Annotated in this window: 24 protein-coding genes; 10 read left to right on the top strand and 14 right to left on the bottom strand. The window is 64.9% G+C overall.

Annotated elements, in window-relative coordinates:
• The first annotated feature begins 205 nt into the window (after positions 1–205).
• Entirely contained in the window at positions 206–601 is a 396-nt protein-coding gene (locus CH296_RS00700) for a hypothetical protein (protein ID WP_094683778.1), read from the top strand.
• Between the two features lie 37 nt (positions 602–638).
• Here CH296_RS00700 and CH296_RS00695 read toward each other — a convergent pair whose 3' ends face one another.
• The 3 genes from CH296_RS00695 to CH296_RS00685 are packed head-to-tail and all read right to left on the bottom strand — an operon-like array spanning position 639 to position 3,100.
• Positions 639–1,301, bottom strand: coding sequence for a response regulator transcription factor (locus tag CH296_RS00695; protein WP_032397466.1), 663 nt, complete (start codon positions 1,299–1,301; stop codon positions 639–641).
• On the bottom strand, positions 1,286–2,755 hold the full coding sequence (locus CH296_RS00690; protein ID WP_094683777.1) for a cell wall metabolism sensor histidine kinase WalK: 1,470 nt from the start codon (positions 2,753–2,755) through the stop codon (positions 1,286–1,288). Before CH296_RS00690 ends, CH296_RS00695 begins: the two co-directional genes overlap by 16 nt.
• Before the next feature lie 24 nt (positions 2,756–2,779).
• Positions 2,780–3,100, bottom strand: coding sequence for a hypothetical protein (locus tag CH296_RS00685; RefSeq protein ID WP_094683776.1), 321 nt, complete (start codon positions 3,098–3,100; stop codon positions 2,780–2,782).
• Positions 3,101–3,313: 213 nt separating this feature from the next.
• On the opposite strand from CH296_RS00685, the gene CH296_RS00680 reads away from it, so the two are divergent.
• The 4 genes from CH296_RS00680 (at position 3,314) to CH296_RS00665 (ending at position 7,493) form a co-directional block, all read left to right on the top strand.
• Positions 3,314–4,318 carry a substrate-binding domain-containing protein gene (locus CH296_RS00680; protein ID WP_032397465.1) on the top strand — a complete coding sequence of 335 codons (1,005 nt, stop codon included), beginning with the start codon at positions 3,314–3,316 and terminating at the stop codon, positions 4,316–4,318.
• A gap of 29 nt (positions 4,319–4,347) precedes the next feature.
• Positions 4,348–5,406: an ABC transporter permease gene (locus tag CH296_RS00675; RefSeq protein WP_094645344.1), complete on the top strand. Its 1,059-nt coding sequence runs from the start codon at positions 4,348–4,350 to the stop codon at positions 5,404–5,406.
• 2 nt (positions 5,407–5,408) lie between these two features.
• Positions 5,409–6,191 (top strand): ATP-binding cassette domain-containing protein, encoded by a 783-nt coding sequence (locus CH296_RS00670; RefSeq protein WP_045200022.1) that lies wholly within the window; start codon positions 5,409–5,411, stop codon positions 6,189–6,191.
• Between the two features lie 96 nt (positions 6,192–6,287).
• Complete coding sequence (locus CH296_RS00665; RefSeq protein ID WP_094683775.1) at positions 6,288–7,493, top strand: acyl-CoA dehydrogenase family protein; 1,206 nt, start codon at positions 6,288–6,290, stop codon at positions 7,491–7,493.
• 64 nt (positions 7,494–7,557) lie between these two features.
• Here the strand turns inward: CH296_RS00665 and CH296_RS00660 are convergent, their stop codons facing one another.
• From CH296_RS00660 to sdhC, 4 genes are read right to left on the bottom strand one after another with little or no spacing between them, the layout of a single operon-like run.
• A complete protein-coding gene (locus CH296_RS00660; RefSeq protein ID WP_008718029.1) occupies positions 7,558–8,340 on the bottom strand; it encodes a succinate dehydrogenase iron-sulfur subunit in 783 nt (260 codons plus the stop codon).
• Position 8,341: 1 nt separating this feature from the next.
• The gene (gene sdhA / locus CH296_RS00655) at positions 8,342–10,093 is read right to left on the bottom strand and encodes a succinate dehydrogenase flavoprotein subunit (protein ID WP_032397463.1); all 1,752 of its coding nucleotides are present in this window, start codon (positions 10,091–10,093) and stop codon (positions 8,342–8,344) included.
• Between the two features lie 16 nt (positions 10,094–10,109).
• Positions 10,110–10,562 (bottom strand): succinate dehydrogenase hydrophobic membrane anchor subunit, encoded by a 453-nt coding sequence (locus tag CH296_RS00650; RefSeq protein WP_032397462.1) that lies wholly within the window; start codon positions 10,560–10,562, stop codon positions 10,110–10,112.
• Positions 10,562–10,972 carry a succinate dehydrogenase, cytochrome b556 subunit gene (gene sdhC, locus CH296_RS00645; protein WP_082073728.1) on the bottom strand — a complete coding sequence of 137 codons (411 nt, stop codon included), beginning with the start codon at positions 10,970–10,972 and terminating at the stop codon, positions 10,562–10,564. Before sdhC ends, CH296_RS00650 begins: the two co-directional genes overlap by 1 nt.
• A 265-nt stretch (positions 10,973–11,237) precedes the next feature.
• Between sdhC and CH296_RS00640 the strand changes: the two genes are divergently transcribed.
• Both CH296_RS00640 and CH296_RS00635 read left to right on the top strand, forming a co-directional pair.
• Entirely contained in the window at positions 11,238–11,651 is a 414-nt protein-coding gene (locus CH296_RS00640; protein ID WP_032398212.1) for a cytidine deaminase, read from the top strand.
• A complete protein-coding gene (locus tag CH296_RS00635; protein WP_094630136.1) occupies positions 11,644–12,927 on the top strand; it encodes a thymidine phosphorylase in 1,284 nt (427 codons plus the stop codon). Before CH296_RS00640 ends, CH296_RS00635 begins: the two co-directional genes overlap by 8 nt.
• Positions 12,928–12,936: 9 nt before the next feature.
• On the opposite strand, the gene CH296_RS00630 is transcribed toward CH296_RS00635, so the two are convergent.
• Both CH296_RS00630 and CH296_RS00625 read right to left on the bottom strand, forming a co-directional pair.
• On the bottom strand, positions 12,937–14,304 hold the full coding sequence (locus CH296_RS00630; RefSeq protein ID WP_032397460.1) for an aspartate aminotransferase family protein: 1,368 nt from the start codon (positions 14,302–14,304) through the stop codon (positions 12,937–12,939).
• Complete coding sequence (locus tag CH296_RS00625; protein ID WP_032397459.1) at positions 14,301–14,765, bottom strand: Lrp/AsnC family transcriptional regulator; 465 nt, start codon at positions 14,763–14,765, stop codon at positions 14,301–14,303. The genes CH296_RS00630 and CH296_RS00625 overlap by 4 nt, the downstream gene beginning before the upstream one ends.
• A 143-nt stretch (positions 14,766–14,908) precedes the next feature.
• Here CH296_RS00625 and CH296_RS00620 point away from each other — a divergent pair, with 143 nt between their 5' ends.
• Entirely contained in the window at positions 14,909–16,414 is a 1,506-nt protein-coding gene (locus CH296_RS00620; RefSeq protein ID WP_094683774.1) for a gamma-aminobutyraldehyde dehydrogenase, read from the top strand.
• A complete protein-coding gene (locus CH296_RS00615) occupies positions 16,411–17,832 on the top strand; it encodes an FAD-binding oxidoreductase (RefSeq protein ID WP_094630139.1) in 1,422 nt (473 codons plus the stop codon). Before CH296_RS00620 ends, CH296_RS00615 begins: the two co-directional genes overlap by 4 nt.
• A gap of 75 nt (positions 17,833–17,907) precedes the next feature.
• On the opposite strand, the gene CH296_RS00610 is transcribed toward CH296_RS00615, so the two are convergent.
• Both CH296_RS00610 and CH296_RS00605 read right to left on the bottom strand, forming a co-directional pair.
• Positions 17,908–18,762 carry a universal stress protein gene (locus CH296_RS00610; protein WP_094628528.1) on the bottom strand — a complete coding sequence of 285 codons (855 nt, stop codon included), beginning with the start codon at positions 18,760–18,762 and terminating at the stop codon, positions 17,908–17,910.
• 20 nt (positions 18,763–18,782) lie between these two features.
• Positions 18,783–20,285 carry an APC family permease gene (locus CH296_RS00605; protein WP_094628530.1) on the bottom strand — a complete coding sequence of 501 codons (1,503 nt, stop codon included), beginning with the start codon at positions 20,283–20,285 and terminating at the stop codon, positions 18,783–18,785.
• Between the two features lie 246 nt (positions 20,286–20,531).
• Here CH296_RS00605 and CH296_RS00600 point away from each other — a divergent pair, with 246 nt between their 5' ends.
• Positions 20,532–21,656 (top strand): adenosine deaminase, encoded by a 1,125-nt coding sequence (locus CH296_RS00600; protein WP_045200020.1) that lies wholly within the window; start codon positions 20,532–20,534, stop codon positions 21,654–21,656.
• 21 nt (positions 21,657–21,677) lie between these two features.
• On the opposite strand, the gene CH296_RS00595 is transcribed toward CH296_RS00600, so the two are convergent.
• From CH296_RS00595 to CH296_RS00590, 3 genes are read right to left on the bottom strand one after another with little or no spacing between them, the layout of a single operon-like run.
• Positions 21,678–22,946: a primosomal protein gene (locus CH296_RS00595; protein WP_179277595.1), complete on the bottom strand. Its 1,269-nt coding sequence runs from the start codon at positions 22,944–22,946 to the stop codon at positions 21,678–21,680.
• Positions 22,947–22,961: 15 nt separating this feature from the next.
• Positions 22,962–23,276, bottom strand: coding sequence for a YbaB/EbfC family nucleoid-associated protein (locus CH296_RS28720; RefSeq protein WP_045195821.1), 315 nt, complete (start codon positions 23,274–23,276; stop codon positions 22,962–22,964).
• On the bottom strand, positions 23,273–23,611 hold the full coding sequence (locus tag CH296_RS00590) for a hypothetical protein (RefSeq protein WP_045195819.1): 339 nt from the start codon (positions 23,609–23,611) through the stop codon (positions 23,273–23,275). The genes CH296_RS28720 and CH296_RS00590 overlap by 4 nt, the downstream gene beginning before the upstream one ends.
• Positions 23,612–23,613 lie beyond the last annotated feature (2 nt).

The following is a 23,613-nucleotide window of genomic DNA, read 5'->3' as shown; positions in this document are numbered from 1 at the left end:
GTGGCGACCCACCGGCGAGCATCACCCGAACCACCCTGGTTCTCGTCCCGACATCGTCACCGGCAACGGACGAACGTCGACCCACGAGCCCGTCGCGAGTATGAGAACTCGCTCATGTTGTGCTCCTTCGCTTCTCACGTTCGACCGCGATCGTTGAGTCATCACCGAAACGGTGGCCCACAGAACTCGGATCGAAGGAGCAGACATGAGAATGCCAGGAAAGTTCATGATCGTCGGTGCAGCAGCCGTTGTCGTCACCCTCGGAAGCGTCGGCGCACTCGCGATCGCCGACGACGACCCCACCCAGCAGCGCCCGTCCTCGATCTCGGTGGAACAGCCTCTGCCGGAGGCAGATTCGGCTCCGAACCCGCCGGTAGCTCCCCAGCAGCCCGAGCCGACCCAGATCCCGGACGACCGCTACGACGACGACTGGGACGACCGCAACGACGACTGGGACGACCGCAACGACGACTGGGACGATCGCAACGACGATCTGGACGGTCGTGACGACGACTGGGACGACCTCGACGACGACCTCGACGACGATCTGGACGACGACGATCTGGACGACGACAACGACGACAACGATCGGGACGACTGATACTCGATCGAGTGGCGTCGGCACCGGCCGACGCCACTCATGTCTCGGACAGTCGGTATCCCATGCCGCGGACGGTCTCGATTCGTGCGGCACCGAATTTCGCTCGGAGGTAGCGGACGTAGACGTCGACGACATTCGATCCAGGGTCGAAGTCGTAGCCCCACACCTGCGACAGGAGTTGCTCTCGTGAGAGGACCTGTCCGGGGTGGCGCATGAAGGTTTCGGCCAGGGCGAACTCGCGGGCGGACAGGTCGACGGTGCGGTCTCCCACCACGGCCCGCCGGGTACGCAGGTCGAGGGTGAGGTCGGCGACCGCGAGCTGAGTGGTGTCGACGGTTCGTTTGGTGCCCAGGCGAACTCGGATGCGTGCCAGCAGTTCCTCGAATCGGAACGGCTTCGCCATGTAGTCGTCGGCACCGGTCTCGAGACCGGACACCACGTCCTGGACGCTGTCGCGTGCGGTCAACACGATCACCGGTATCTCGCACTGCTCTCCGCGCAGTCGCTGCAGTACCTCGAAACCGTCCATGATAGGCAGGCCGATGTCGAGTACCACCAGATCGAAGTCACCGCTGCGGGCGTGTTCGTACGCGGATCTGCCGTCGGAGACCGTCGTCGTGCTGAAACCGCTCGCCCTGAGCCCCTTGTGGACGAACGAAGCGATCCGGGGTTCGTCTTCGGCGATCAGGATGCGGGCCATGGTCGATCCTTCTGTGGGGGAGGGGAATCGGGCAGGGGAATCGAGATGGTGAACGTGGCCCCGTGCCCCGGAGCGCTGCCGACACTGACTCGCCCACGGTGGGCCTGTGCGATGGCGGTGACGATGGACAATCCGAGCCCCGCACCCTCGGTGCGTCTGGTTCCGTTGCGGCCGCGGGCGAAGCGCTCGAAGATTCGTTCCTGCTCGTCACGCTCGATTCCCGGACCGGAGTCGGTGACCCAGAAGCGGATGTCACCGTCGGACAGTTGCGATCCGATGCCGACACGACCGCCGGGGATCGTGTGGTGAGTTGCGTTGTCCGCCAACGCCAGCAGTGCCTGAGTCAGTCGTTGCGCATCCAGCGGCGCGTGGACCGTTGCGCTCGCCTCCAGCACCCATTCCCGGTCGGCGAGGGTGGTCACCTTCTCGAACACGCTTCGAGTGAGGGCGTCGACATCGGTGTCCACCGGCGTGACGAAGCTCGTCTGGTCGGCCCGGGTGAGCAACAACAGGTCGGCGACGAGTCGATTCATCCGATCGAGTTCGTCGTCGACGAGCGCGACGGTATCTCGAACGTCGGCGGGGTCCCCGTGGTCGAGCACGTCGAGATGACCTCGAACGATTGTGATGGGAGTGCGGAGCTCGTGGCCGGCGTCGTCGAGGAATCGGCGCTGACTCGCCGCGCCGGACTCGATGCGGTCGAGCATCGAGTTCAGTGTGTCGATCAGGTCTGCGATGTCGTCGCCTGGACCCGTCGTTCTGGCGTCGGTGATTCGGCCGGACAGGTCGGTCTCGGTGATCGTTCTGGCGGTGGCGGCGATGTGTCTGATCGGCGACATGATGCGGCCCGCGACGAACCATGCCCCTACTGCGGCCAGAACCGAGGTGACGCCACCGACGACGAGCATCAGGGTCGCGGTCTCGTCGGCCGAGGCGCGTTCCTGATCGGCGAAGTAGGCGGCGACCACGACGCCCGGCACCGGGTCGCCCGCCAGCGAGACCGGCACCGCGAGGTACACCACTTCGCCTGCCGCGCTCGAATACGAACCCTCGACCGGTGCGGTGACGGAGCCGACCTCGGCGGTGAAGCCGGTGTCGTCGGACAGTCGCACAGGTGCCTGCTGCCTGCTCTGTACGGCGAACGCACCGTCCACGTAGCCCAGGAACTTCTCGTTGGGGCGGGCGAGGTTGTAGGTGATCACCACGCGGAGAACGTCGTTGATGTCGTCGAACGGTGCGCCGGTTCCCGGATCGACGCCTGCGTCGGTGAGGGTGGTGAACTCGGCGATCTCGGTGCGCAGAGATTCGCGCATGCGATTGTCGGTCGCGCGGATCATCAGCAGCCAGGTGGTGACGGTGACGGCCGCGAGAGATGCCAGCACCAACAGCAATACCCACGAGAAGATCCTGCTCCGAGCGCTCGTCGGGCGCAGGGCGAGCAGTCGCGTCCGCATCACGTGGTCGGTCTCGCAGCAGGGTCAGTCGTCGTCATCGTCATCCCAGTCGTCGTCGAAGTCATCGTCCCAGTCGGCAGGCGGCAGCGGCGGTGGGGGCACGAATCCGTCCGGTGCCACCGGCTGTGGCGCGGGGGTGGGGGCGATACTGGGCGCGGCGCCGCCCGGTCCCGGTGCAGGGGGAACGGACCCCGGAGTACCCGGGGCGGATTGCACGGGTGCAGCGGGTGCAACGATGGGTGCGGGCAACGGGCTCTGCTCGCCCGTCGATCGAGTCGTCAGCACTGCTGCGACGAGCACGGCGAGGGTGAGCAGTCCCAGGGCCGAGACGATGATGGTTCGCACACGGACGAGTCTGATGACGGCGGATTGTGGCCACGTGAATCGGAGATGAGAGTTCTCTCATGTCCGAGGTCCGGTGCTGCGCACGCCGGTTTCGTCGCCTGACGAATAATCGTCGAAGATGCGTGGCGGGTACCGATCGTTTCTTACAGTGATCAGGTCGGCGGGGTGGATTCGTCGGTCGTTCGAGAGCCGGTTGTTGGAAAGGGAAGTGCAATGAGGTTTCGGCAAAGGCGCGGGCCGATCGCGATCGGAGCGGTCTGTGCGGTCGCGGCTCTGACCGTCGCTGCCTGTTCGAGCACCGGCGGTGCTCCTCGCTCCTCCGACGACGGAAACAACGCGGGCGTGGCCGACACGCCGTCGGCAACGATCGCGATGATCACGCACGAGGTTCCCGGCGACACGTTCTGGGATCTGGTTCGCAAAGGTGCCGAGGCCGCCGCGGCCAAGGACAACATCGAACTGCGCTACTCGGCAGATCCGGAGGCACCCAACCAGGCCAACCTCGTCCAGAGCGCGATCGATTCCCGGGTCGACGGCATCGCGGTCACCCTGGCCAAGCCCGACGCGATGGCACCCTCGGTCGAGACGGCAACCGCCGCAGGCATTCCGGTGGTCGCATTCAATTCCGGTTACGACTCCTGGAAGAACATGGGAGTGCAGCAGTACTTCGGTCAGGACGAGACCATCGCCGGACAGGCTGCAGGGGCTCGCCTCACCGAGGACGGTGCACGAAAGACCCTGTGCATCATTCAAGAGCAGGGTGCCGTGGCACTCGAGGCTCGCTGCGCCGGGGTCAGGCAGGGCTTCACCGGTGGCACCACCGAGATCCTGAACGTCAACAGCAAGGACATGCCGTCCGTCGAGTCGACCATCACGGCCAAGCTGCAGCAGGACCCGAGCATCGACCACGTCATCGCGCTGGCCGCTCCGATCGCTCTGACGGCCGTGCAGTCCAAGAACAATGCGGGCAGCGACGCCACGATCGTCACGTTCGACACCAATGCCGCACTCGTCGATGCGATCGAGTCGGGCGACGTGGCGTGGGCCATCGATCAGCAGCCGTACCTGCAGGGTTACCTGGCGATCGACTCGCTGTGGCTCTACCTCAACAACGGCAACACCATCGGTGGCGGTACCCCGGTGCTGACCGGTCCCGCGTTCATCGATACGACCAATATCGGCGCGGTCGCCGAGTACGCCCGAAACGGCACACGCTGAGTGCGTCGCCTCGGCGCGGAAGGAATCTCATGTCCACACAGGCCGATCCGGCTCTGTCCGAACACACCGTGACAGCGGACGAGCGGGTCAAGAAGCAGAAGCCGTTGCAGCGGTTACTGATTCGCCCGGAGGTCGGGGCGCTGTTCGGCGCGGTCGCCATCTTCGTCTTCTTCTGCATCGTGGCACCGCCGTTTCGGTCGCCCGAGGCTCTGGCCACCGTGCTGTACGCGTCCTCGACCATCGGCATCATGGCGATCGGTGTCTCACTGTTGATGATCGGCGGTGAATTCGACCTCTCCACCGGGGTTGCGGTGACGTTCTCCTCGATCATGGCCTCCATGCTGGCCTACAACCTGCATCTGAACGTCTGGACCGGCTCGGCGCTGGCGCTGGTGCTGGCACTGGCGGTCGGGTTCTTCAACGGATACCTGGTGATGACGACCAGAATTCCGTCGTTCCTGATCACATTGGCGTCGTTCCTTATGCTCACCGGCATCAATCTCGCCGTCACCAAGCTCGTCACCGGCCAGGTCGCCACTCCGTCCATCTCGGACATGGAGGGATTCGACTCGGCCAGGGCAGTCTTCTCGTCCTCGTTCTCGCTGCTGGGGGTCTCGGTCCGCATCACCGTCGTCTGGTGGATCGTGTTCACCCTCGCCGCGACCTGGGTGCTGATGAAGACCCGTACCGGTAACTGGATCTTCGCTGTCGGCGGCAACCAGGAATCTGCCCGTGCGGTCGGTGTCCCGGTCACTCGGGTCAAGATCGGCTTGTTCATGTTCGTCGGCTTCTGCGCCTGGTTCGTCGGCATGCACCTGTTGTTCGCCTTCGACACCGTTCAGTCCGGTCAGGGCGTGGGCAACGAGTTCCTCTACATCATCGCCGCCGTGATCGGCGGATGCCTGCTCACCGGTGGATACGGCACGGCCGTCGGTGCGTTCATCGGAGCGTTCATCTTCGGCATGACCAACCAGGGCATCGTCTATGCAGGCTGGAACCCTGACTGGTTCAAGTTCTTCCTCGGCGCGATGCTGCTGTTCGCAGTGATCGCGAACAGCTCCTTCCGCAACTACGCGGCGAAAAGGTGACCATGACGTCCTCGGACAACACGCCCCTCATCGAACTGAAAGGCGTGGGCAAGAGCTACGGCAACATCATCGCGCTGCGCGGGATAGACCTCCGCGTCGGTGCCGGTGAGGTCACCTGCGTCCTCGGTGACAACGGCGCAGGCAAGTCCACTCTGATCAAGATCATGTCCGGGCTGCACAGGCAGTCGGAGGGGGAACTGCTCGTCGACGGCACCGCAACCACGTTCGGCTCGCCCAAGCAGGCAGTCGACCAGGGCATCGCCACGGTCTACCAGGACCTCGCCGTCGTCTCCCTGATGCCGGTGTGGCGCAACTTCTTTCTTGGTCAGGAGCTGCGCAGGGGCAAGGTCTTCAAGACCCTCGACACCAACGCGATGCGCGCGAGAACCATCGACGAACTCCGCAAGATGGGTATCGATCTGCCCGATGTCGATGCCCCCATCGGCTCACTGTCCGGTGGCCAACGTCAGTGCGTGGCCATCGCTCGGGCCATCTTCTTCGGTGCCCGAGTACTCATTCTCGACGAGCCGACCGCCGCTCTCGGCGTCAAACAGTCCGGCATGGTTCTCCGGTACATCTCGGCGGCCAGGGAGAAAGGCTTCGGCGTCGTGTTCATCACTCACAATCCGCATCACGCGTACATGGTCGGAGATCACTTCGTCCTCCTCGATCGTGGACGTCAGACGTTGGACTGTGCGCACGAGGACATCTCGCTCGACGACCTCACCACAGAGATGGCGGGCGGCGACGAACTGGCCACCCTCTCCGACGAACTACGTCGCTGACATCTCGGGTCGGCGGTTGCATGCGTGAGAATCGGGCGCGGCGGGTAGAAGTTCGGTAGCGGTGCCCGACGGAGGCACCAGACGAAGGAGCCGAACATGAGCGAGCACGAGCCCCTCGGACCACTGTCGCCGGACTTTCTCGAATCCGATTTCTACGGGTACCAGAGCATGCTTGACGGCACCGAGACCGAGGTGGTCCTGCGTACCCGCCGGTTCCTGCAGGACGAGGTCGCGCCGCGGGCGAACGAATTCTGGGAGAAGGCCACCTCTCCGGTGCACCTGATGCCGAAGATCGCCGAACTCGAGATCGCCGGTCTCGGCTACGCGTTCGATGATCGCAAGGCCTCACGCAAGCTGCTCACCGGCTGGCTCGAAATGGAGTTCGCCCGGGTCGATCCGTCCACGGGAACGATGTTCAGCGTGCACAGTTCGCTGGCGATGAGCAGTATCTCGATTCTCGGGTCCGAGGAGCAGCGCGAACGATGGTTGCCCGCCATGCGCCGAATGGAGAAGATCGGCGCGTTCGGACTGTCCGAACCACACGGTGGCTCCGACGTCGCAGGCGGACTCGAGACCACAGCTCGCCTCGACGGTGATCACTGGATCCTCAACGGCAGCAAGCGCTGGATCGGAAACGCCACCTTCGCAGACCTGACCATCGTGTTCGCCAAGGACGAGGCCGACGGCGAGGTCAAGGGCTTCGTCGTCGAGCGAGACTTCGAGGGGTTCCGGGCGGAGAAGATCGAGGGCAAGTATTCGCTCCGCGCCGTCGAGAACGCCGACATCCATCTGGAGAACTGCCGAGTCCCGGTCGCCAACAAGCTGGCCGACGCCAACTCGTTCGCCGACACCGCGAAGGTGCTCCGTCTGACCCGCGGAGGAGTGGCGTTCCAGGCGGTGGGCGTGATGATGGGTGCGTACGAGCGGGCCGTGGCCTATGCGCGCGAACGCGAACAGTTCGGCTCTCCGATCGCGTCGTTCCAGCTGATCTCCGACCTGATCGCCCGCATGACGGCGAACATCACCGCCTCGCTCGGCATGGCGATCCGTGTGTCTCAGCTGCAGGGCAACGGCGTGCACCACGACGAGCATGCGGCGCTGGCCAAGACGTTCTGTACGACGCGGTTGCGCGAGGTTGTCGGCTGGGCCCGAGAGATCCTGGGCGGCAACGGGATTCTCATCGAGCACGACGTCATCAGATTCTTCGCCGACGCCGAGGCCCTGTACTCCTACGAGGGAACCGCGCAGATCAACAACCTGATCGTCGGCCGCGGAGTAACGGGCTTCGGCGCGTTCGTCTGAACGACGAACGCCGAACGCCCCTTCGCGTGTGCGAAGGGGCGTTCGGCGTCGGTGCGAGACGGTGTCAGCGTGCGAAGAGCAACGCGCGCTTGACTTCCTGGATGGCCTTGGTCACCTGAATGCCGCGAGGGCACGCGTCGGTGCAGTTGAAGGTGGTGCGGCAGCGCCACACACCCTCGACGTCGTTGAGGATGTCCAGACGCTCGGTTGCACCCTCGTCACGGCTGTCGAAGATGAACCGGTGCGCGTTGACGATGGCGGCCGGACCGAAATAGCTGCCATCGCTCCAGAACACGGGGCACGAGGTGGTGCAGCACGCGCACAGGATGCACTTGGTGGTGTCGTCGAACCGGGCGCGGTCCGCTGCGGACTGGATCCGCTCACGGGTCGGCTCGTTACCGGTAGTCATCAGGAACGGCTTCACGGCGCGGAAGGCGTCGAAGAAGGGTTCCATGTCGACGATGAGATCCTTCTCCACCGGCAGACCCTTGATGGGCTCGATGGTGATGTTCAGCGTCTTCGACGAGTCCTTGGGGAGCATGTCGCGCATGAGCACCTTGCAGGCGAGACGGTTGACGCCGTTGATACGCATCGCGTCGCTGCCGCAGACTCCGTGTGCGCACGAGCGACGGAACGTGAGCGTGCCGTCCAGGTAGCCCTTCACGTACAGCAGCAGGTTGAGCAGACGGTCGGTGGCCAGGGTGGGGACCTGGAAGGTGTCCCAGCGCTGACCGTCACCGCTCTCGGGATTGAAGCGCGCGATCTTGAGGTTGACCATCACCGCGCCCTCGGGGACGGGCGGCAGATCGGACTCGTTGGACTTCTTGTCCAGGGTGGGTGCGCTCATATCAGTACTTCCGCTCCATCGGCTCGTAGCGGGTTTGGATTACCGGCTTGTAATCCAAGCGGATCTCGGTGAGCAGACCTTCGCCCTCTTTGTAGGCCATGGTGTGCTTCATGTACTCGGCGTCGTTGCGCTCGGGGTAGTCCTCGCGAGCGTGTCCGCCGCGCGATTCCTTGCGGTTGAGTGCGCCGACGACCGTGACCTCCGCCATTTCGAGCAGGAAGCCGAGTTCGATGGCCTCGAGCAGGTCGCTGTTGTAGCGCTTGCCCTTGTCCTCGACGGTGATCTTGTTGTACCGCTCCTTGAGGGCGCGGACATCCTTGAGCGCCGTCTCGAGACGCTCTTCCGTACGGAACACCGATGCGTTGTTGTCCATCGACTGCTGCATCTCGGTACGGATGTCGGCTGCGCGCTCGTGGCCGTGATCGGACAGGATCAGCTCCAGCCAGTCCTGCACCATCTTCGCCGGCTCCTCGGGGAGCGGGGTGAAGTCGACCGAGTTCGCGTACTCGGCGGCGGCGATGCCGGCACGACGCCCGAAGACGTTGATGTCGAGCAGCGAGTTGGTGCCGAGACGGTTGGCTCCGTGCACGGAGACGCAAGCGCACTCGCCGGCCGCGTAGAGACCGGGAACGATGTCCTCGTTGTTGCGCAGAACCTCGCCGCGGATCTTGGTGGGGATGCCACCCATGACGTAGTGGCACGTCGGGTAGACGGGCACCGGCTCCTTGACGGGGTCGACACCGAGGTACGTGCGGGAGAACTCCATGATGTCCGGGAGCTTCTCGTCGAGAACTTCCTCGGGGATGTGCGTGACGTCGATGTAGACGTAGTCCTTGTTCGGGCCGCCGCCGCGTCCTTCGAGCACCTCGAGCACCATCGAGCGCGCGACGATGTCGCGGGGCGCGAGGTCCTTGATGGTCGGTGCGTAGCGCTCCATGAAGCGTTCGCCCGACTCGTTTCGCAGGATGCCGCCCTCGCCTCGCACGGCCTCGGAGATGAGGATGCCCAGGCCTGCGAGACCTGTCGGGTGGAACTGGTGGAATTCCATGTCCTCCAAAGGAAGACCCTTGCGGAACACGATGCTCATGCCGTCACCGGTGAGGGTGTGGGCATTGGAGGTGGTCTTGTAGATCCGGCCCGACCCGCCGGTGGCGAAGATGATCGACTTCGCGTGGAAGATGTGCAGCTCACCGGTGGAGAGCTCGTAGGCGATGATGCCGGTTGCGACGGGACCGTCGTCGGTCTCGGTCAGACACAGATCCAGTGCGTAGAACTCGTTGTAGAACTCGACGTCGTGCTTGACGCAGTTCTGGTAGAGCGTCTGCAGAATCATGTGGCCGGTGCGGTCGGCTGCGTAGCACGCACGACGGACCGGAGCCTTGCCGTGGTCACGGGTGTGACCACCGAAGCGTCGCTGATCGATCTTGCCCTCGGGCGTCCGGTTGAACGGAAGACCCATCTTCTCGAGGTCGAGAACTGCGTCGATGGCTTCCTTGGCCATGATCTCCACCGCGTCCTGGTCGGCGAGGTAGTCGCCGCCCTTGACGGTGTCGAACGTGTGCCACTCCCAGTTGTCTTCCTCGACATTGGCCAGTGCGGCACACATGCCGCCCTGAGCTGCGCCGGTGTGCGAGCGCGTGGGGTAGAGCTTGGTCAGTACGGCTGTCCGAGCACGGGGTCCGGCCTCGATCGCAGCACGCATACCGGCACCGCCTGCGCCGACGATCAGTACGTCGTAACGATGTTCCTGCATGTAAGCGTCAGTGTCCTTAGCTCGCCGTGATGTTGGGATCGAACGTGAAGATGACGTAGGTGCCGACGCCCATGATGAGGATCATCGACAGCACCAGCAGCGTGGTCAGCCAGAAACGCGTCGAGTCCTTGCGGGAGTAGTCCGCGATGATCGTGCGCAGGCCGTTGCCGCCGTGCAGCTGCGCCAGCCACAGCATCGTCAGGTCCCAGAACTGCCAGAACGGGCTGGCCCAGCGACCGGCGACGAATGCGAAGTTGATGCGGTGCACACCGTCGTCGAGCATGAGCATGATGAACATGTGGCCCAGCACGAGCACGACGAGTGCCAGGCCGGAGAAGCGCATGAACAGCCATGCGTAGAGCTCGAAGTTGCCCTTGCTCTGGCGCCGCGGCGAACGCGGGTTGGCCAAGCTGGCCGGACGGTCGTAGTTCGTGCCGAGGACCTTCGCCTCGGGACCCTGCGTCGACATCAGTGACCACCCGCCGTGAACATGTTGTAGAAGATTCGTCCCGCGCCGGGGATCATGACGACGAGCCAGACCACTGCGATCGCCCACAGCATCGGCTTCTGGTACTGCGGTCCCTTGGACCAGAAGTCGATCAACATCACGCGGATGCCGTTCAACGCGTGGTACAGCACAGCCGCGACGAGGCCGATCTCCATCAGGCCGACGAGCGGGGTCTTGTAGGTCTCGATGATGGCGTCGTACGTCTCGGGGTTGACCCGAACCATCGCCGTGTCGAGGACGTGGACGAACAAGAAGAAGAACGTCAACACGCCAGTGATGCGGTGCAGAACCCAGGACCACATGCCCGGATCCCCGCGGTACAGAGACCGCTTGCGCTCCTTGACCGGAGCGACTTCCGTCGTGCTACTCATCGAGTGCAATGCCTCCAACGTCGTTGGTGGACGCATCGAGCCCCGGTGGCCGGTCTTGCCTGGCTCGATTTGTCGCGATTCGGCCCTAGTGCTGGTTGTACTAGCCGCTTACTCGAAACTGTAAACCCATTCGAAACACGGAACTAATTCGACTCGAGGTTCGTACGCTGCCGAAATCCGGTGTTAGGTTTGCCTTCCCAATTGCCGCAGGCACTTTCGGCCGGATCTCTGCATCAATTCAGACACCGTGATTGGATGGTTCACCATGAACGAAATCGACTGGAAGACGTTGCGCGACAATGCTCATGAGGCAATGAGCCGTGCCTACGCCCCGTACTCGAACTTTCCGGTCGGAGCCGCAGCTCTGGTGGACGACAATCGGATAGTCACCGGGTGCAATGTGGAAAATGTCTCATACGGTTTGGGGCTGTGTGCGGAGTGCGGGTTGGTCTCGAACCTGCACACGACCGGCGGCGGCAGACTCGTGGCCTTTTCGTGCTGCGATTCCCGACGTGAAATTCTGATGCCGTGCGGGCGATGCCGACAGCTGCTGTACGAGTTCGGCGGCCCGGATCTGCTCGTCGACACCGTCTCGGGACCGGCTCGACTGGCAGAGTTGCTCCCGAATGCTTTCGGCCCCGACAACCTCGACGAAGGACGCGTGAACAACCATGCCTGACGCCGTATCGATCATCAGCGCCAAACGCGACGGGCGGGTTCTCGACGACGAACAGATCGAATGGGTGATCGCGGAGTTCACCCGCGGATCCGTCGCGCCGGAACAGATGTCGGCTCTCGCGATGGCCGTTCTGTGGCGCGGACTGTCGCGTCGCGAGCTCGGTACGTGGACGAACGCGATGATCGCGTCGGGCACACGAATGGACTTCTCGACACTGCCGCTGCCCACGGTCGACAAACATTCGACCGGTGGTGTCGGAGACAAGATCACGCTGCCGCTGGCTCCGCTCGTCGCCGCCTGCGGGGCCGCTGTGCCGCAGCTGTCCGGTCGAGGACTGGGCCATACCGGCGGAACGCTCGACAAGCTCGAGTCGATCCCCGGATGGCGGGCGGATCTGAGCGGTGACGAGATGCATCGCATCCTCGCCGATCCGGCGATCGGTGCCGTCGTGTGCGCTGCCGGTGCCGATCTGGCCCCCGCCGACAAGAAGCTCTACGCCCTACGAGACGTGACGGGAACGGTCGAATCCATCCCGTTGATCGCCAGTTCGATCATGAGCAAGAAGATCGCCGAGGGCACCGGGGCGCTCGTGTTGGACGTCAAGGTGGGTGCAGGCGCGTTCATGAAGAACGTCGACGACGCACGCGAACTCGCGACCGCGATGGTCGAGCTCGGAACCGACGCGGGCGTACGAACTCTGGCGGTGCTGACCGCGATGGACACCCCGCTCGGGCTCACCGCGGGCAACGCGCTGGAGGTCGAGGAATCGGTGGAGGTACTCGCCGGAGGTGGGCCGGCCGACATCGTCGAGCTGACGATCACGCTGGCCCGCACGATGCTCGCCGCAGCCGGGATCGAGGGCATCGACCCCGCCGACAAACTCGCCGACGGTTCGGCCATGGATCGGTGGCGGACGATGATCGCCGCGCAGGGCGGCGATCCCGATGCCGCACTACCCGTCGCTCGCGAGAGCCAGGACTTCACCGCCGCCACCGACGGTGTCGTCACCGGATTGGACGCGATGGGCGTCGGACTGGCGGCGTGGCGGCTGGGCGCGGGCCGCGAGCGTCAGGGTGAGCCGGTGCAGGCCGCCGCCGGTGTCCGATTGCACGCCAAGCCCGGCGATCGGGTGCGTGCAGGAGATCGGCTGGCGACGCTGTACACCGATACTCCCGAGCGCTTCGAGTATGCGCAGCAGGCACTCGAATCCAGCTGGGAGATAGGGGCCACGGCCCCGCAGCCGAGGCCCCTCGTGATCGACCGCATCGGCCGGTAGCAGCCTCCGTCAGATCAGGTTCCCTGCCTCGGTCAGAACGCTGCGCAGGATCTGCTCCATCTCGTCGAACTCCTTCTGACCGCAGATCAGTGGCGGAGCCAGCTGCACCACCGGGTCGCCGCGGTCGTCGGCGCGGCAGTACAGGCCTGCGTCGAACAAGGCCGTCGACAGGAAGCCGCGAAGGATGCGTTCGGCTTCGGCGTCGCTGAACGTCTCCTTCGTGGTCTTGTCCTTGACCAACTCGATGCCGTAGAAAAATCCCTCGCCGCGCACGTCTCCGACGATCGGCAGGTCGTGCAGTTTCTCGAGCGTCGCACGGAACGCCGGTGCACTGTCTGCGACGTGCGCGTTGATGCCCTCGCGCTCGAAGATGTCGAGATTGGCCATGGCCACGGCGGCGGAGACGGGGTGGCCGCCGAAGGTGTACCCGTGCGCGAAGCTCGATTTGCCGTCGTCGAACGGCTCGAAGAGCTTGTCGGAGGCGATCATTGCGCCGATGGGTGAGTAGCCCGAGGTCATACCCTTCGCGCAGGTGATGATGTCCGGCACGTAGCCGAAGTCGCTGCAGGCGAACATCGACCCGATCCGGCCGAAAGCGCAGATGACTTCGTCGGAGACGAGCAGAACGTCGTACCGGTCGCAGATCTCACGGACCCGCTCGAAGTATCCGGGCGGGGGAGGGAAGCAGCCGCCGGCGTTCTGAACCGGCTCGAGGAACACCGCGGCAACCGTATCCGGGCCCTCGAATTCGATGGCCTCGGCGATCCGGTCCGCTGCCCAGATTCCGAACGCCTTGGGGTCGGTGTCCAGGGGAGCGGGGGCGCGGTAGATGTTGGTGTTGGGCACTCGGAACGCGCCCGGTGTCAGCGGCTCGAACGGTTCCTTGAGCGCAGGGATCCCGGTGATGGCCAGCGCGCCCTGCGGGGTGCCGTGGTACGCGATGGATCGCGAGATCACCTTGTGCTTACCGGGCTTGCCGACCTTCTTGAAGTACTGCTTGGCGAGCTTCCATGCGCTCTCGACGGCCTCGCCGCCGCCGGTGGTGAAGAAGACGCGATTCAGATCGCCGGGGGCGTACCCGGCGAGCCGCTCGGCGAGCTCGATCGCAGGTTCGGTCACGTACGACCACAGGGGGAAGAAGGCCAACTCCTTGGCCTGCTTCGCGGCAGCCTCGGCCAGTTCCTCTCGGCCGTGCCCCACCTGCACCACGAACAGCCCCGAAAGACCGTCGATGTAGCTCTTGCCGTTCGAGTCCCAGATGGTCGACCCTTCGCCGCGGGTGATGATCGGGGGAGTGACCCCTGCGCCGTGGCGGGTGAAGTGGCCCCACAGATGCTTGGCTGCGGAGGCGTCGAGCTCGGATGTCGTTCGCGTCATCGTGTTCCCCAATTGTATTGCTGCTTGACGAGTTTGAGATAGACCAGCGTTTCGGTGCTGGTGACACCGTCCAGACTGCGGATCTGTTTGTTCAGGATCTGCAGGAGTTGTTCGTCGTCCTCGCACACGACTTCCACGACGACGTCGAACGACCCTGCGGTGAGGACGACGTAGTCGATCGCGTCGATAGCCGACAGTTCCTCGGACAGTGCGTAACTGTCGCCGGTGCACCTGATGCCGATCATGGCCTGGCGCTTGAATCCGACCTGTACCGGATCGGTCACCGCGACGATCTGCATGACACCGGAGTCCGTCAGGCGCTGAACTCGTTGGCGGACAGCCGCTTCCGAGAGTCCGACGGCTTTGCCGATGGCAGCGTACGAGCGACGCCCGTCCTCCTGGAGTTGCTCGATGATCGCCTTGGAGACGTCGTCGAGTGCGATGGGTGGTTGCTCGGGCATGGATCGATCTTGTCACTGTGGTGGCCGTGAACACAACCCGTCGACGATGAAAAGCGTGTCATTTCTCGATCGATACGACAGAATCCGTTGTCGAAAGGCCGGAAACAGAGAGAATCCGTGGATCCGACGGTACTGTCGCAGGCATGGCGAACATTCCTGGTTGTTGGATCGGTGGACGCTCGGCGGACGGTCGCGGTGATCGGTACGAGATCGACGATCCCGCGACCGGAGCGGTCGTCGCCGAGGTGGGTCTGGCCACCGCCGCCGACGTCGATTCGGCTCTCGCGCATGCCCGATCGGCCTTTCCCGCATGGTCCACCGCCACCCCCGCGCACCGCAGTGCCGTGTTGACGGAACTGGCGCGGCTCGTGGCCGCCGACGCGGAGAACTTCGTGTCCGAGGAAGTGGCGCAGACCGGCAAATCGTCAAGACTGGCAAGGGAATTCGACGTTCCGGGCAGCGTCGACAACATCGAGTTCTTCGCCGGAGCGGCGCGGCACCTGGACGGCAAGGCTGCTGCGGAGTACTCGGGTGAGCACACCTCCGCCATCCGTCGTGATGCCGTCGGAGTGGTCGGTTCGATCACGCCGTGGAACTATCCGCTGCAGATGGCGGTGTGGAAAGCGATGCCTGCGTTGGCGGCCGGATGCTCCATCGTGCTCAAACCCAGTGAACTCACCCCGCTGACCACGTTGCGGCTGGCGCGCCTGGCCACCGAAGCAGGCGTTCCCGACGGGGTGTTCAACGTGGTCACCGGAACCGGTCTCGACGCAGGCGTCGCGCTGTCCTCCCACGCGGGTCTGGACCTGATGACGTTCACCGGCTCCACTCCCGTCGGCAGGCGCGTGATGGCGCAGGCCGCCGCGCACGGCACCCGCGTGCAGCTCGAGCTCGGCGGCAAGGCACCGCTGGTGGTGTTCGAGGACGCAGATCTCGACGCAGCCATCCACGGAGCCGTCGCGGGATCGTTGATCAACGGCGGCCAGGACTGCACGGCAGCCACCCGCGCCATCGTCGCCGAATCCCTTTACGACGACTTCGTCGCCGGAGTCGCCGAGTTGATGGGACGCGTCGTGATGGGAGACCCGACCGATCCGGCGACCGACATGGGATCGTTGATCTCCCTCGCGCACCGCGATCGTGTTGCCGCCATGGTGGATCGGGCTCGCGCCACCGGAGCCAGGATCGTCACCGGAGGCCGTGTGCCGGAGGGCCCGGGTGCGTTCTACCCGCCGACCCTGATCGCCGATGTCGGCGAGCAGGACGAGATCTATCGCGACGAGGTGTTCGGCCCGGTGCTCACGGTGACGAAGCATCACGGAGACGACGATGCGATCCGACGCGCCAACGACACCGAGTTCGGACTGGCCGCCTCCGCCTGGACCAGGGACGTGTACCGCGCGGGCCGAGCGACGCGGGAGATCGCCGTCGGCTGTGTGTGGATCAACGACCACATCCCGATCATCAGCGAGATGCCACACGGCGGGTTCGGGGCCTCGGGGTTCGGGAAGGACATGTCGAGCTACTCTCTCGACGAGTATCTGACCGTCAAGCACGTCATGACCGATATCACCGGTGTGGCTCGAAAGGCCTGGCACCGAACGGTGTTCGCTTCGGCCCATCCCGAGGCGCAGGGGGATGCCCGATGAGCGCGTCATGGGCAACCGCCCCCACCGACCGCGGCGTGGCGATGGTGGCGGGCGCGGCACCGGAGTCCTACTGGCTCGACCGTCCCGAACGCCCGGCACCACGGCCACGGCATACGGGTTCGGCAGCCGCGGATCTGGTGATCGTCGGCGGCGGGTTCACCGGATTGTGGGCGGCTCTGCAGGCGGCGGAGGAGAATCCGAACCGGTCGATCGTCCTGCTCGAAGGCGATCGAATCGCCGAGGGCGCAACGGGACGCAACGGCGGCTTCTGCGCGGCCAGCCTGACGCACGGACTGAGCAACGGACTCGACCGCTACGCCGACGAACTACCCGAGCTGCTGCGCATGGGCACCGAGACGCTCGATGCGATCTGCGCGACTGCCGAGAAGTACGGAATCGACGCCGACATCGAACGCACCGGCGAGCTCGACATCGCCAATTTCGACTGGCAGGTGGACGACCTGCGGGAGCTCGGCGACGAGGGGAGACGACTGTCGCAGCCGATGGAATACCTCGATGCCGCGGCAGTGCGGTCCAGAATCGCCTCACCCATGGCGCGCGGCGCACTGTTCGACCCCGACGTCGCGATGATAGATCCCGCCAAACTCGCGTGGGGCCTGGCCGACGCGGCCGAGTCGCTCGGCGTTCGGATTCACGAGAACACCAGGGCTCTGTCGATCGGCAAGTCCGGCAACGGTATTCGAGTGAAGACGGGATACGGCACCATCGAGGCCGCCAAGGTTCTGCTCGCCACCTCGGCATCGAAGTCGTTGCGTCGCAAGCTCCGTCACTGGATCGTCCCGGTGTGGGATTACGTGATCATGACCGAACCGCTGACGTCTGCGCAGCTCGCCGACATCGGCTGGTCCGGTCGCGAAGGCTTGGCCGACTGCGGCAACAGATTCCATTACTTCCGGTTGACGGCGGACGATCGCATCCTGTTCGGCGGGTGGGACGCGCACTACTTCTACGGTAGCGACACCGACCCACGCCGAACCCAACATCCCGAAGAGTTCGCATTGCTCGCCGAACACCTGCTGCAGATGTTCCCCGGCCTCGAAGGAATCCGTGCCACCCATGCCTGGGGCGGGTCGATCGACACGTGCTCGCGGTTCAGCGCCTTCTGGGACCTCGGACTGAACGGACGGGTGGCCTCGGTGGCCGGATTCACCGGCCTCGGCGTCGGCGCGTCGCACTTCGGGGCCCGCACCGCCCTCGATCTGCTGGATGGCAAGGACACCGAACGAACACGACTGAAGATGGTGCGCAGCAAGCCTCTGCCGTTCCCACCCGAGCCCATCAGATCCATCGGCATCAACGTCACCCGCGCCGAGTTCGCCCGAGCCGACCGCAACGGCGGCAAGCGCGGCCTGTGGCTCAAGGGAATGGACGCGCTGGGTCTGGGCTTCGACAGCTGACAGAGCGGCTTCGCCGCACGTGCACGGAAACTCGACCTCTGCTACGAATTTCCGCTCACATGCGGCGCAGCCGCTCTACTCGTGCGGGACGACGACCACCGGCACCGGGGCGGCCCGCAGAATCTTCGCTGCGCTCGAACCGAGGAACACCCGCTTGGGAGTCGCCAGTCGACTCGAGCCGAGGAACAGCACATCGCCCGGCTTCCAGTCGAGGTTGCCCATCGCCTCGTCCAGCGTCGACCCGTCGGCGACGACGGACTGCAGGCCGTCGATATCGGGGAGAGCGCGAACCGCCCGGTCGAGATTGTCCTGCGCGGCGGCAACCTGTCGTCGACGGGTGTCCAGTGACGTCTCGTCGCTCGGAGCCCCGGTCGGTTCGAGCGAGACCAGCGACACCAAGCGCACCGGCACGTGCGCCGCGCTGGCAAGGGTGATGGCGAAGGGCAGCGGATTCGGGGCAGAGGCCCGAGTGGGGACGGCGACGGTCAGGTCGGTGATCGGAGCGCTGGAGAGCCGGTAACCCCGAGGGGCAAGGGCCAGCGGTACCTCCGACGCATGCAGCAGTTGACTGGCGACCGACCCGATCGAGTGCCGGTTCAACAGACCGTCACCGGCACCGCCCACGACGATCATGTCGGCATCGGTGTTCACCGCGAAGTCGATCAGGGCACGGGCGAACGACTCGTGGGTGAGCACGTGCGTGGTCACCTCGATGCCCGACGGCACCTGGGCGGCCGCGTCGTCCACCCAGCCTCGCGCCTTGGCCTCGAGAACCTTTCGGTACGGTCCGCTGCCCTCCATGACGGGTTCGTCCACGGCCATGACCAGCACGATGTCGATGGAGGCATCGAGGGCACGGGCGAGGGCGGTGGCCAGGGCTACGCCGTCGTCTCCGCTGGGGGTGGCGAGGTAGCCGACGGTGATCTTCATGAGCTCGGTGTCCTTCTCTGCTAGTAAGTGTCCGGAACCTTGACTTCGGTGGACGCGGTGAGTGTCTTGCCCTGGAAGAAGTCCCTGTTGCCCACGAAGCACAAGAGCATGAGCGGAATTCCGAGTACCAGCATGCCGACGCCGAGAACGAACACTCCGCCGATCGGACCGTAGACGGTGTAACCGTAGTCGGGCTTGATCATGTCGACCGCGCTCTGGACGAACGCCCACGTCATCGACAATCCGCCGAGAAGTGGAAAGATGCCGCGCATGAACAGGTTTCGGACGGACGAGAACAGGGTCCGACGGAAATACCAGGTGCACGCGTACGCGGTGATGCCGTAGTAGAACGCGACGGCCAGTCCCAGCGAAGCCACCGAATCCTGCAGCGCGTTGGCGCTGACGAAGGTCAGCACCAGGTAGAACATCAGGGCCGCGGCCCCCATCACGAGCGTGCCGAAGCCGGGCGTCATGTACTTGGGGTGCACGCTGGCGAACCGCTTGGGAATCGCCTCGTACACGGCCATCGACAGTGTTCCGCGGGCCGTGGGCAGGATGGTCGTCTGCGTCGAGGACAGTGCCGAGATGGAGACCGTCAACAGCAGCAGCGACGCCACGATCGAGCCGGCGACCGGATCGCCGAGAATGGTGAGCACATCGTCGACGTTGTCCGGATTGTTCAGGCCGATTCCGGTGTCGCCGAACCCGGCGAACGACTGCACGGCGTATCCGACCAGCACGTACGTCGCGACGAGAATCAGTGTGGTGATCACTGCGGCCCGGCCCGGGGTCTTCTCCGAATCCTTGGTTTCCTCGCCGACGGCCAGGCACGCATCCCATCCCCAGTAGATGAAGATGCACAGAATGATGGCCTGGGCCGCGTCGGACATCGTCACTCCGGTGGGGACCAACCAACTCCACTCGGGGGTGATGGCCTGTGGTCCCGCGGTGCCCGTGCCCACCTTGACCAATGCCGTCACCGACACTCCGATGAGCACACCGAACTGCACGACGAGCAGCACGTTCTGCATCCGTTCGCTGATGAGGATGCCGCGAAAACTGACGTAGGTCATCGAGACGATGAAGAACGAACCGAGGGCGACCTTGGCCGCGGTCGACTCCGCCAGGTCCGACAGGCCGAGGAACTCGAACAGGTAGATGGCGGCGATCTCGGCAACGTTGGCGAGCACGATGATCGCCGAGACCGCCAGCCCCCATCCCGCCATCCAGCCCACCCACGGGCCGAACGCCTTGGTACCCCAGGTGAACGACGTTCCGCAGTCCGGGGTGTCGCGTCCGAGCTCTCGGTAGGCGAAGGCCGTGAGCAACATCGGGACGAATGCGATGAGGAACATGGACGGCGCTTTGTCGCCGACGGCCAGAACGACGTAGCCGAGGGTGGCGGCCAGACTGTATGCCGGAGCCACCGCCGACAGCCCGATGACGATGTTGCCGACCAACCCGAGAGCGCCGGTGTTGAGTCCTTTACCCGGAAGGGTGTTCGGCGGTTCCACAGTGGACATAGGTCTCTCCGAAGTTCGAGTCGACCGAGCACGTCGGAGGGGGGACCCGACAGAATCGGCCGCGTGTGTGGGATGAACACTACGATTTCCGTCGCCTATTCGCTGTGTATCGACGGAATTGTTTTCATCGGAGTAACAATGCAACGGAATAGGTCGCGCAAGCGGCGAGGTTCGCCGAAATCCGTGGACTCGCCGATGGGCTTCGGCGGACGCGCGTGCGCGAGGGCCGCACGCTACCGTCGTCACATGAGCACCGCGGAGAACACTCAGTCCTCGATCGGTGGTAGTGCGCCACTCGATCTCGCGTCGATCAGGACCGCTCCCAAGGCGTTGCTGCACGATCACCTCGACGGCGGACTCCGCCCGCAGACCGTGTTGGAGCTGGCCGAGGAATGTGGTTACGACGATCTTCCCGCCACCGACGGTGCAGCATTGGGCGAGTGGTTCCGCGACGCCGCGGACAGCGGCTCCCTCGTGCGGTATCTCGAGACGTTCGCGCACACCGTCGCCGTGATGCAGACCCCCGAAGGGCTGTTCCGAGTGGCGCGCGAATGTGCCGAGGATCTTGCCGACGACGGGGTCGTGTACGCCGAGGTGCGCTTCGCTCCGGAACAGCACCTCGAGCGTGGCCTGACTCTCGACGAGGTCGTCACCCACACTCTCGCCGGTTTCGAGGCGGGTATTTCCGCCGCCAAGGTGCGCGGCAAGAACATCACGATCGGCACCTTGCTCACTGCCATGCGGCATGCGGCGCGTTCGCGGGAGATCGCCGAACTGACGGTTCGCTTCCGCGACCGCGGCGTCGTCGGCTTCGACATCGCCGGTGCCGAAGCGGGCTTTCCTCCCAGCCGCCACCTCGACGCCTTCGAGTACATGCGAGCGAGCAACGCGCACTTCACCATTCACGCGGGGGAGGCGTTCGGTCTGCCGTCGATCCAGGAAGCAGTGGCGTTCTGCGGCACCGACAGGCTCGGTCACGGAGTACGAATCACCGACGACATCACCACCGGTGACGACGGCACACCGCAACTCGGTCTGCTGGCCGCCTACGTCCGCGACACCAGAATGCCCCTGGAGCTGTGCCCCAGCTCCAACGTCCAGACCGGTGCCGTCGAATCGTTGGCGACGCACCCGTTCGATCTGCTGGCCCGAGCGCGATTCCGGGTCACCGTCAACACCGACAACAGGTTGATGAGCGATACCTCGATGAGTCGCGAGATGGCCAAGCTGGTCGAGACCTTCGGCTACGGCTGGAGCGATCTCGAGAGATTCACCATCAACGCGATGAAGTCGGCGTTCCTGCCGTTCGACGAGCGGCTGGCCCTCATCGACGACGTCATCAAGCCCGGTTACGCAGTGCTCATCGGCTGATGCCGCGGACCGAGCCGGCTGCTACTTCTTGCGCAGCCGGCTCTCGAACTCACGCTCGAGTACGCGCCACGCCTCGGCCTCGACGTCGAACGGTGCGCTCGGGGCGAGCCGATCGGGGCTGGGTTCGAGGGTGTACGAGACGTACCAGCCCAGCGGCGTGGACGTGGCGAGAGCCTCGTCCACGGAGTCGTCGCCGGCGAAATCGGCTGCGTCGGTGAACAACTCGACAGCGAGGTCGAGTTGGTCGACGTCGACTGCAGTGGGGCCTTCGGCGAGGTCGTCGGCCAGACCTGGCAGCACGTACACGTTGTCGTCGGTGACGGTGATGTCGAGGGATCCGTCGATGGCCGCGGTCTGAACGTCGGAGTAGGTACTGACCTGCGCCAGGTCGTGATCGTGGTCGTCGGCGAGATACCGGGCCAGCGACCGCTCGGAACCGAAGACGCTGATGGCTCCGCCGCGACCGAGGAACACCGGCTTGTCACCGAGGTAGCACCGCAGGGTGTACAGGGTGTCGTCCGAGGTGATGATGCGAATCGGGTCGATGCCCACGGTGGTCCAGAAGGTCTCCTCGGCGGCCGCCGCGGCGATCGGATCACGGTCCACCTCGGCAGAGTCGTCGTCGTCGTCGTCGTCGTCCGAATCGGAGTCGATGTCGTCCGTGACGTCGTCGGCGTCGACGGCATTCTCGGCCGCGGCGGTGATCTCGGCTTCCGCTACGGCGACGGCAGCGGAGTCGACAGCGGGGGAGGTGACGATGGAGTCGACGGCGTCGAGCACGTCGTCCCAGTGCTTGGCGACAGCCGCTCCGATGCGGTCCCAGAGTTCTCCGCCCTCGCGACCGAGGAAGTTCTCGACGCCTCCGCCGACGGCCCCGACGAATGGGTTGGAGCCGAAAAAGCTTGTGACGGGGCGCAATTCGCAGACATCGCCGATGGAGGAGACGATATCGAAGGTGGCCTGCAGTTCGGCGAGAACGTCGGCCTCGGGGTCGGAGGCCACCAGCTCCGGTACCGCCACCAGATCGAAGCGGTGCAGATCGTCGGGCTCGAGTTCGTGTGCGGCGAGTGCGGAGACCACCTTCCACGACGGATGGTCGACCAGATCGTTGTCGTCGTCGGATCTGACGAATGCCGCGAGCTCTGCGACGCTCGAGAAGCCGTACAGGTCTTCCTCGTGTCCGAGAAATGCCTCCCACTCGTCGTCGCCTTCTCGCCACTCCGGTGCCCACAGCGTCGAGAAGTCACCTGCGGTGAGACCGAGTTCGATCGGGATGATGTCTCCAGCCATGGCGCGAAGCCTATCTCAGGAGTCTGTGAACGAACCCCGCAGACTTTGCAGGATCGTCTCGCGCTGCTCGAGCGCAGCAGCGGCGGCCTCTGCGGCCGCTGCGGTGATCGTCGACGCGAGTGCGTGGGCGGCAACCGATCCGAGGTTCTCGGCGAGCTCGAGCTCGACCAGGGCTCCGGATCCGTCGGCGACGACAGTGACCAGGTTGTCCGGCGAGGTGAGTCGAATCCTGATGCGGTCCAGGCGCTCGTGCGTTTCGCGGAGCGCATCGAGCCGGTCCTGGGCGCTGCCGACCAGAGTGTCGAGGTCGGTGGTGCGGGCGTGGGTCATACCTGCTTCAACCAACTCGTGGGTGCGGAGTCCTCTGCGAGATTCTCGTTCGCCTCGGCAGCGACTCGGGCACGGGTGGGCAGACCGAGGCGATCGAGAACCTCGGTGGGAACGCCGTCCTCGGCGAGAAGCGTGCGGCGCCGAGCGCGGGCAGCCGCGCTCGCCCGTTCGCAGTGCTGGAGAATCGTCGACGCCAATGCGCCTCCGCCGTAGCGCAGTTCGCGCTCGTCGATGACGATTCCGATCGGCAGTCCGTGCTCGGTGGCACGCACCGTCACCGATCCCGATCGAGTACCCGACACCGCGCTGACGACGGTGGTATCCGAGTCCGTCATCG

The sequence above is a fragment of the Rhodococcus sp. 14-2496-1d genome (assembly GCF_002259365.1).
In the GTDB taxonomy this organism is placed as follows: Bacteria; Actinomycetota; Actinomycetes; order Mycobacteriales; family Mycobacteriaceae; genus Rhodococcoides.
The sequence above is the reverse complement of the archived record's forward strand: the minus strand, read 5'-3'. Positions and strand labels throughout refer to the sequence as shown.

Coding starts and splice junctions, on each gene's coding strand:
- CH296_RS00700 (WP_094683778.1), top strand. CDS start 206: ATGAGAATGCCAGGAAAGTTCATGATCGTCGGTGCAGCAGCCGTTGTC.
- CH296_RS00695 (WP_032397466.1), bottom strand. CDS start 1,301: ATGGCCCGCATCCTGATCGCCGAAGACGAACCCCGGATCGCTTCGTTC.
- CH296_RS00690 (WP_094683777.1), bottom strand. CDS start 2,755: ATGCGGACGCGACTGCTCGCCCTGCGCCCGACGAGCGCTCGGAGCAGG.
- CH296_RS00680 (WP_032397465.1), top strand. CDS start 3,314: ATGAGGTTTCGGCAAAGGCGCGGGCCGATCGCGATCGGAGCGGTCTGT.
- CH296_RS00675 (WP_094645344.1), top strand. CDS start 4,348: ATGTCCACACAGGCCGATCCGGCTCTGTCCGAACACACCGTGACAGCG.
- CH296_RS00670 (WP_045200022.1), top strand. CDS start 5,409: ATGACGTCCTCGGACAACACGCCCCTCATCGAACTGAAAGGCGTGGGC.
- CH296_RS00665 (WP_094683775.1), top strand. CDS start 6,288: ATGAGCGAGCACGAGCCCCTCGGACCACTGTCGCCGGACTTTCTCGAA.
- CH296_RS00660 (WP_008718029.1), bottom strand. CDS start 8,340: ATGAGCGCACCCACCCTGGACAAGAAGTCCAACGAGTCCGATCTGCCG.
- sdhA (WP_032397463.1), bottom strand. CDS start 10,093: ATGCAGGAACATCGTTACGACGTACTGATCGTCGGCGCAGGCGGTGCC.
- CH296_RS00650 (WP_032397462.1), bottom strand. CDS start 10,562: ATGTCGACGCAGGGTCCCGAGGCGAAGGTCCTCGGCACGAACTACGAC.
- sdhC (WP_082073728.1), bottom strand. CDS start 10,972: ATGAGTAGCACGACGGAAGTCGCTCCGGTCAAGGAGCGCAAGCGGTCT.
- CH296_RS00640 (WP_032398212.1), top strand. CDS start 11,238: ATGAACGAAATCGACTGGAAGACGTTGCGCGACAATGCTCATGAGGCA.
- CH296_RS00635 (WP_094630136.1), top strand. CDS start 11,644: ATGCCTGACGCCGTATCGATCATCAGCGCCAAACGCGACGGGCGGGTT.
- CH296_RS00630 (WP_032397460.1), bottom strand. CDS start 14,304: ATGACGCGAACGACATCCGAGCTCGACGCCTCCGCAGCCAAGCATCTG.
- CH296_RS00625 (WP_032397459.1), bottom strand. CDS start 14,765: ATGCCCGAGCAACCACCCATCGCACTCGACGACGTCTCCAAGGCGATC.
- CH296_RS00620 (WP_094683774.1), top strand. CDS start 14,909: ATGGCGAACATTCCTGGTTGTTGGATCGGTGGACGCTCGGCGGACGGT.
- CH296_RS00615 (WP_094630139.1), top strand. CDS start 16,411: ATGAGCGCGTCATGGGCAACCGCCCCCACCGACCGCGGCGTGGCGATG.
- CH296_RS00610 (WP_094628528.1), bottom strand. CDS start 18,762: ATGAAGATCACCGTCGGCTACCTCGCCACCCCCAGCGGAGACGACGGC.
- CH296_RS00605 (WP_094628530.1), bottom strand. CDS start 20,285: ATGTCCACTGTGGAACCGCCGAACACCCTTCCGGGTAAAGGACTCAAC.
- CH296_RS00600 (WP_045200020.1), top strand. CDS start 20,532: ATGAGCACCGCGGAGAACACTCAGTCCTCGATCGGTGGTAGTGCGCCA.
- CH296_RS00595 (WP_179277595.1), bottom strand. CDS start 22,946: ATGGCTGGAGACATCATCCCGATCGAACTCGGTCTCACCGCAGGTGAC.
- CH296_RS28720 (WP_045195821.1), bottom strand. CDS start 23,276: ATGACCCACGCCCGCACCACCGACCTCGACACTCTGGTCGGCAGCGCC.
- CH296_RS00590 (WP_045195819.1), bottom strand. CDS start 23,611: ATGACGGACTCGGATACCACCGTCGTCAGCGCGGTGTCGGGTACTCGA.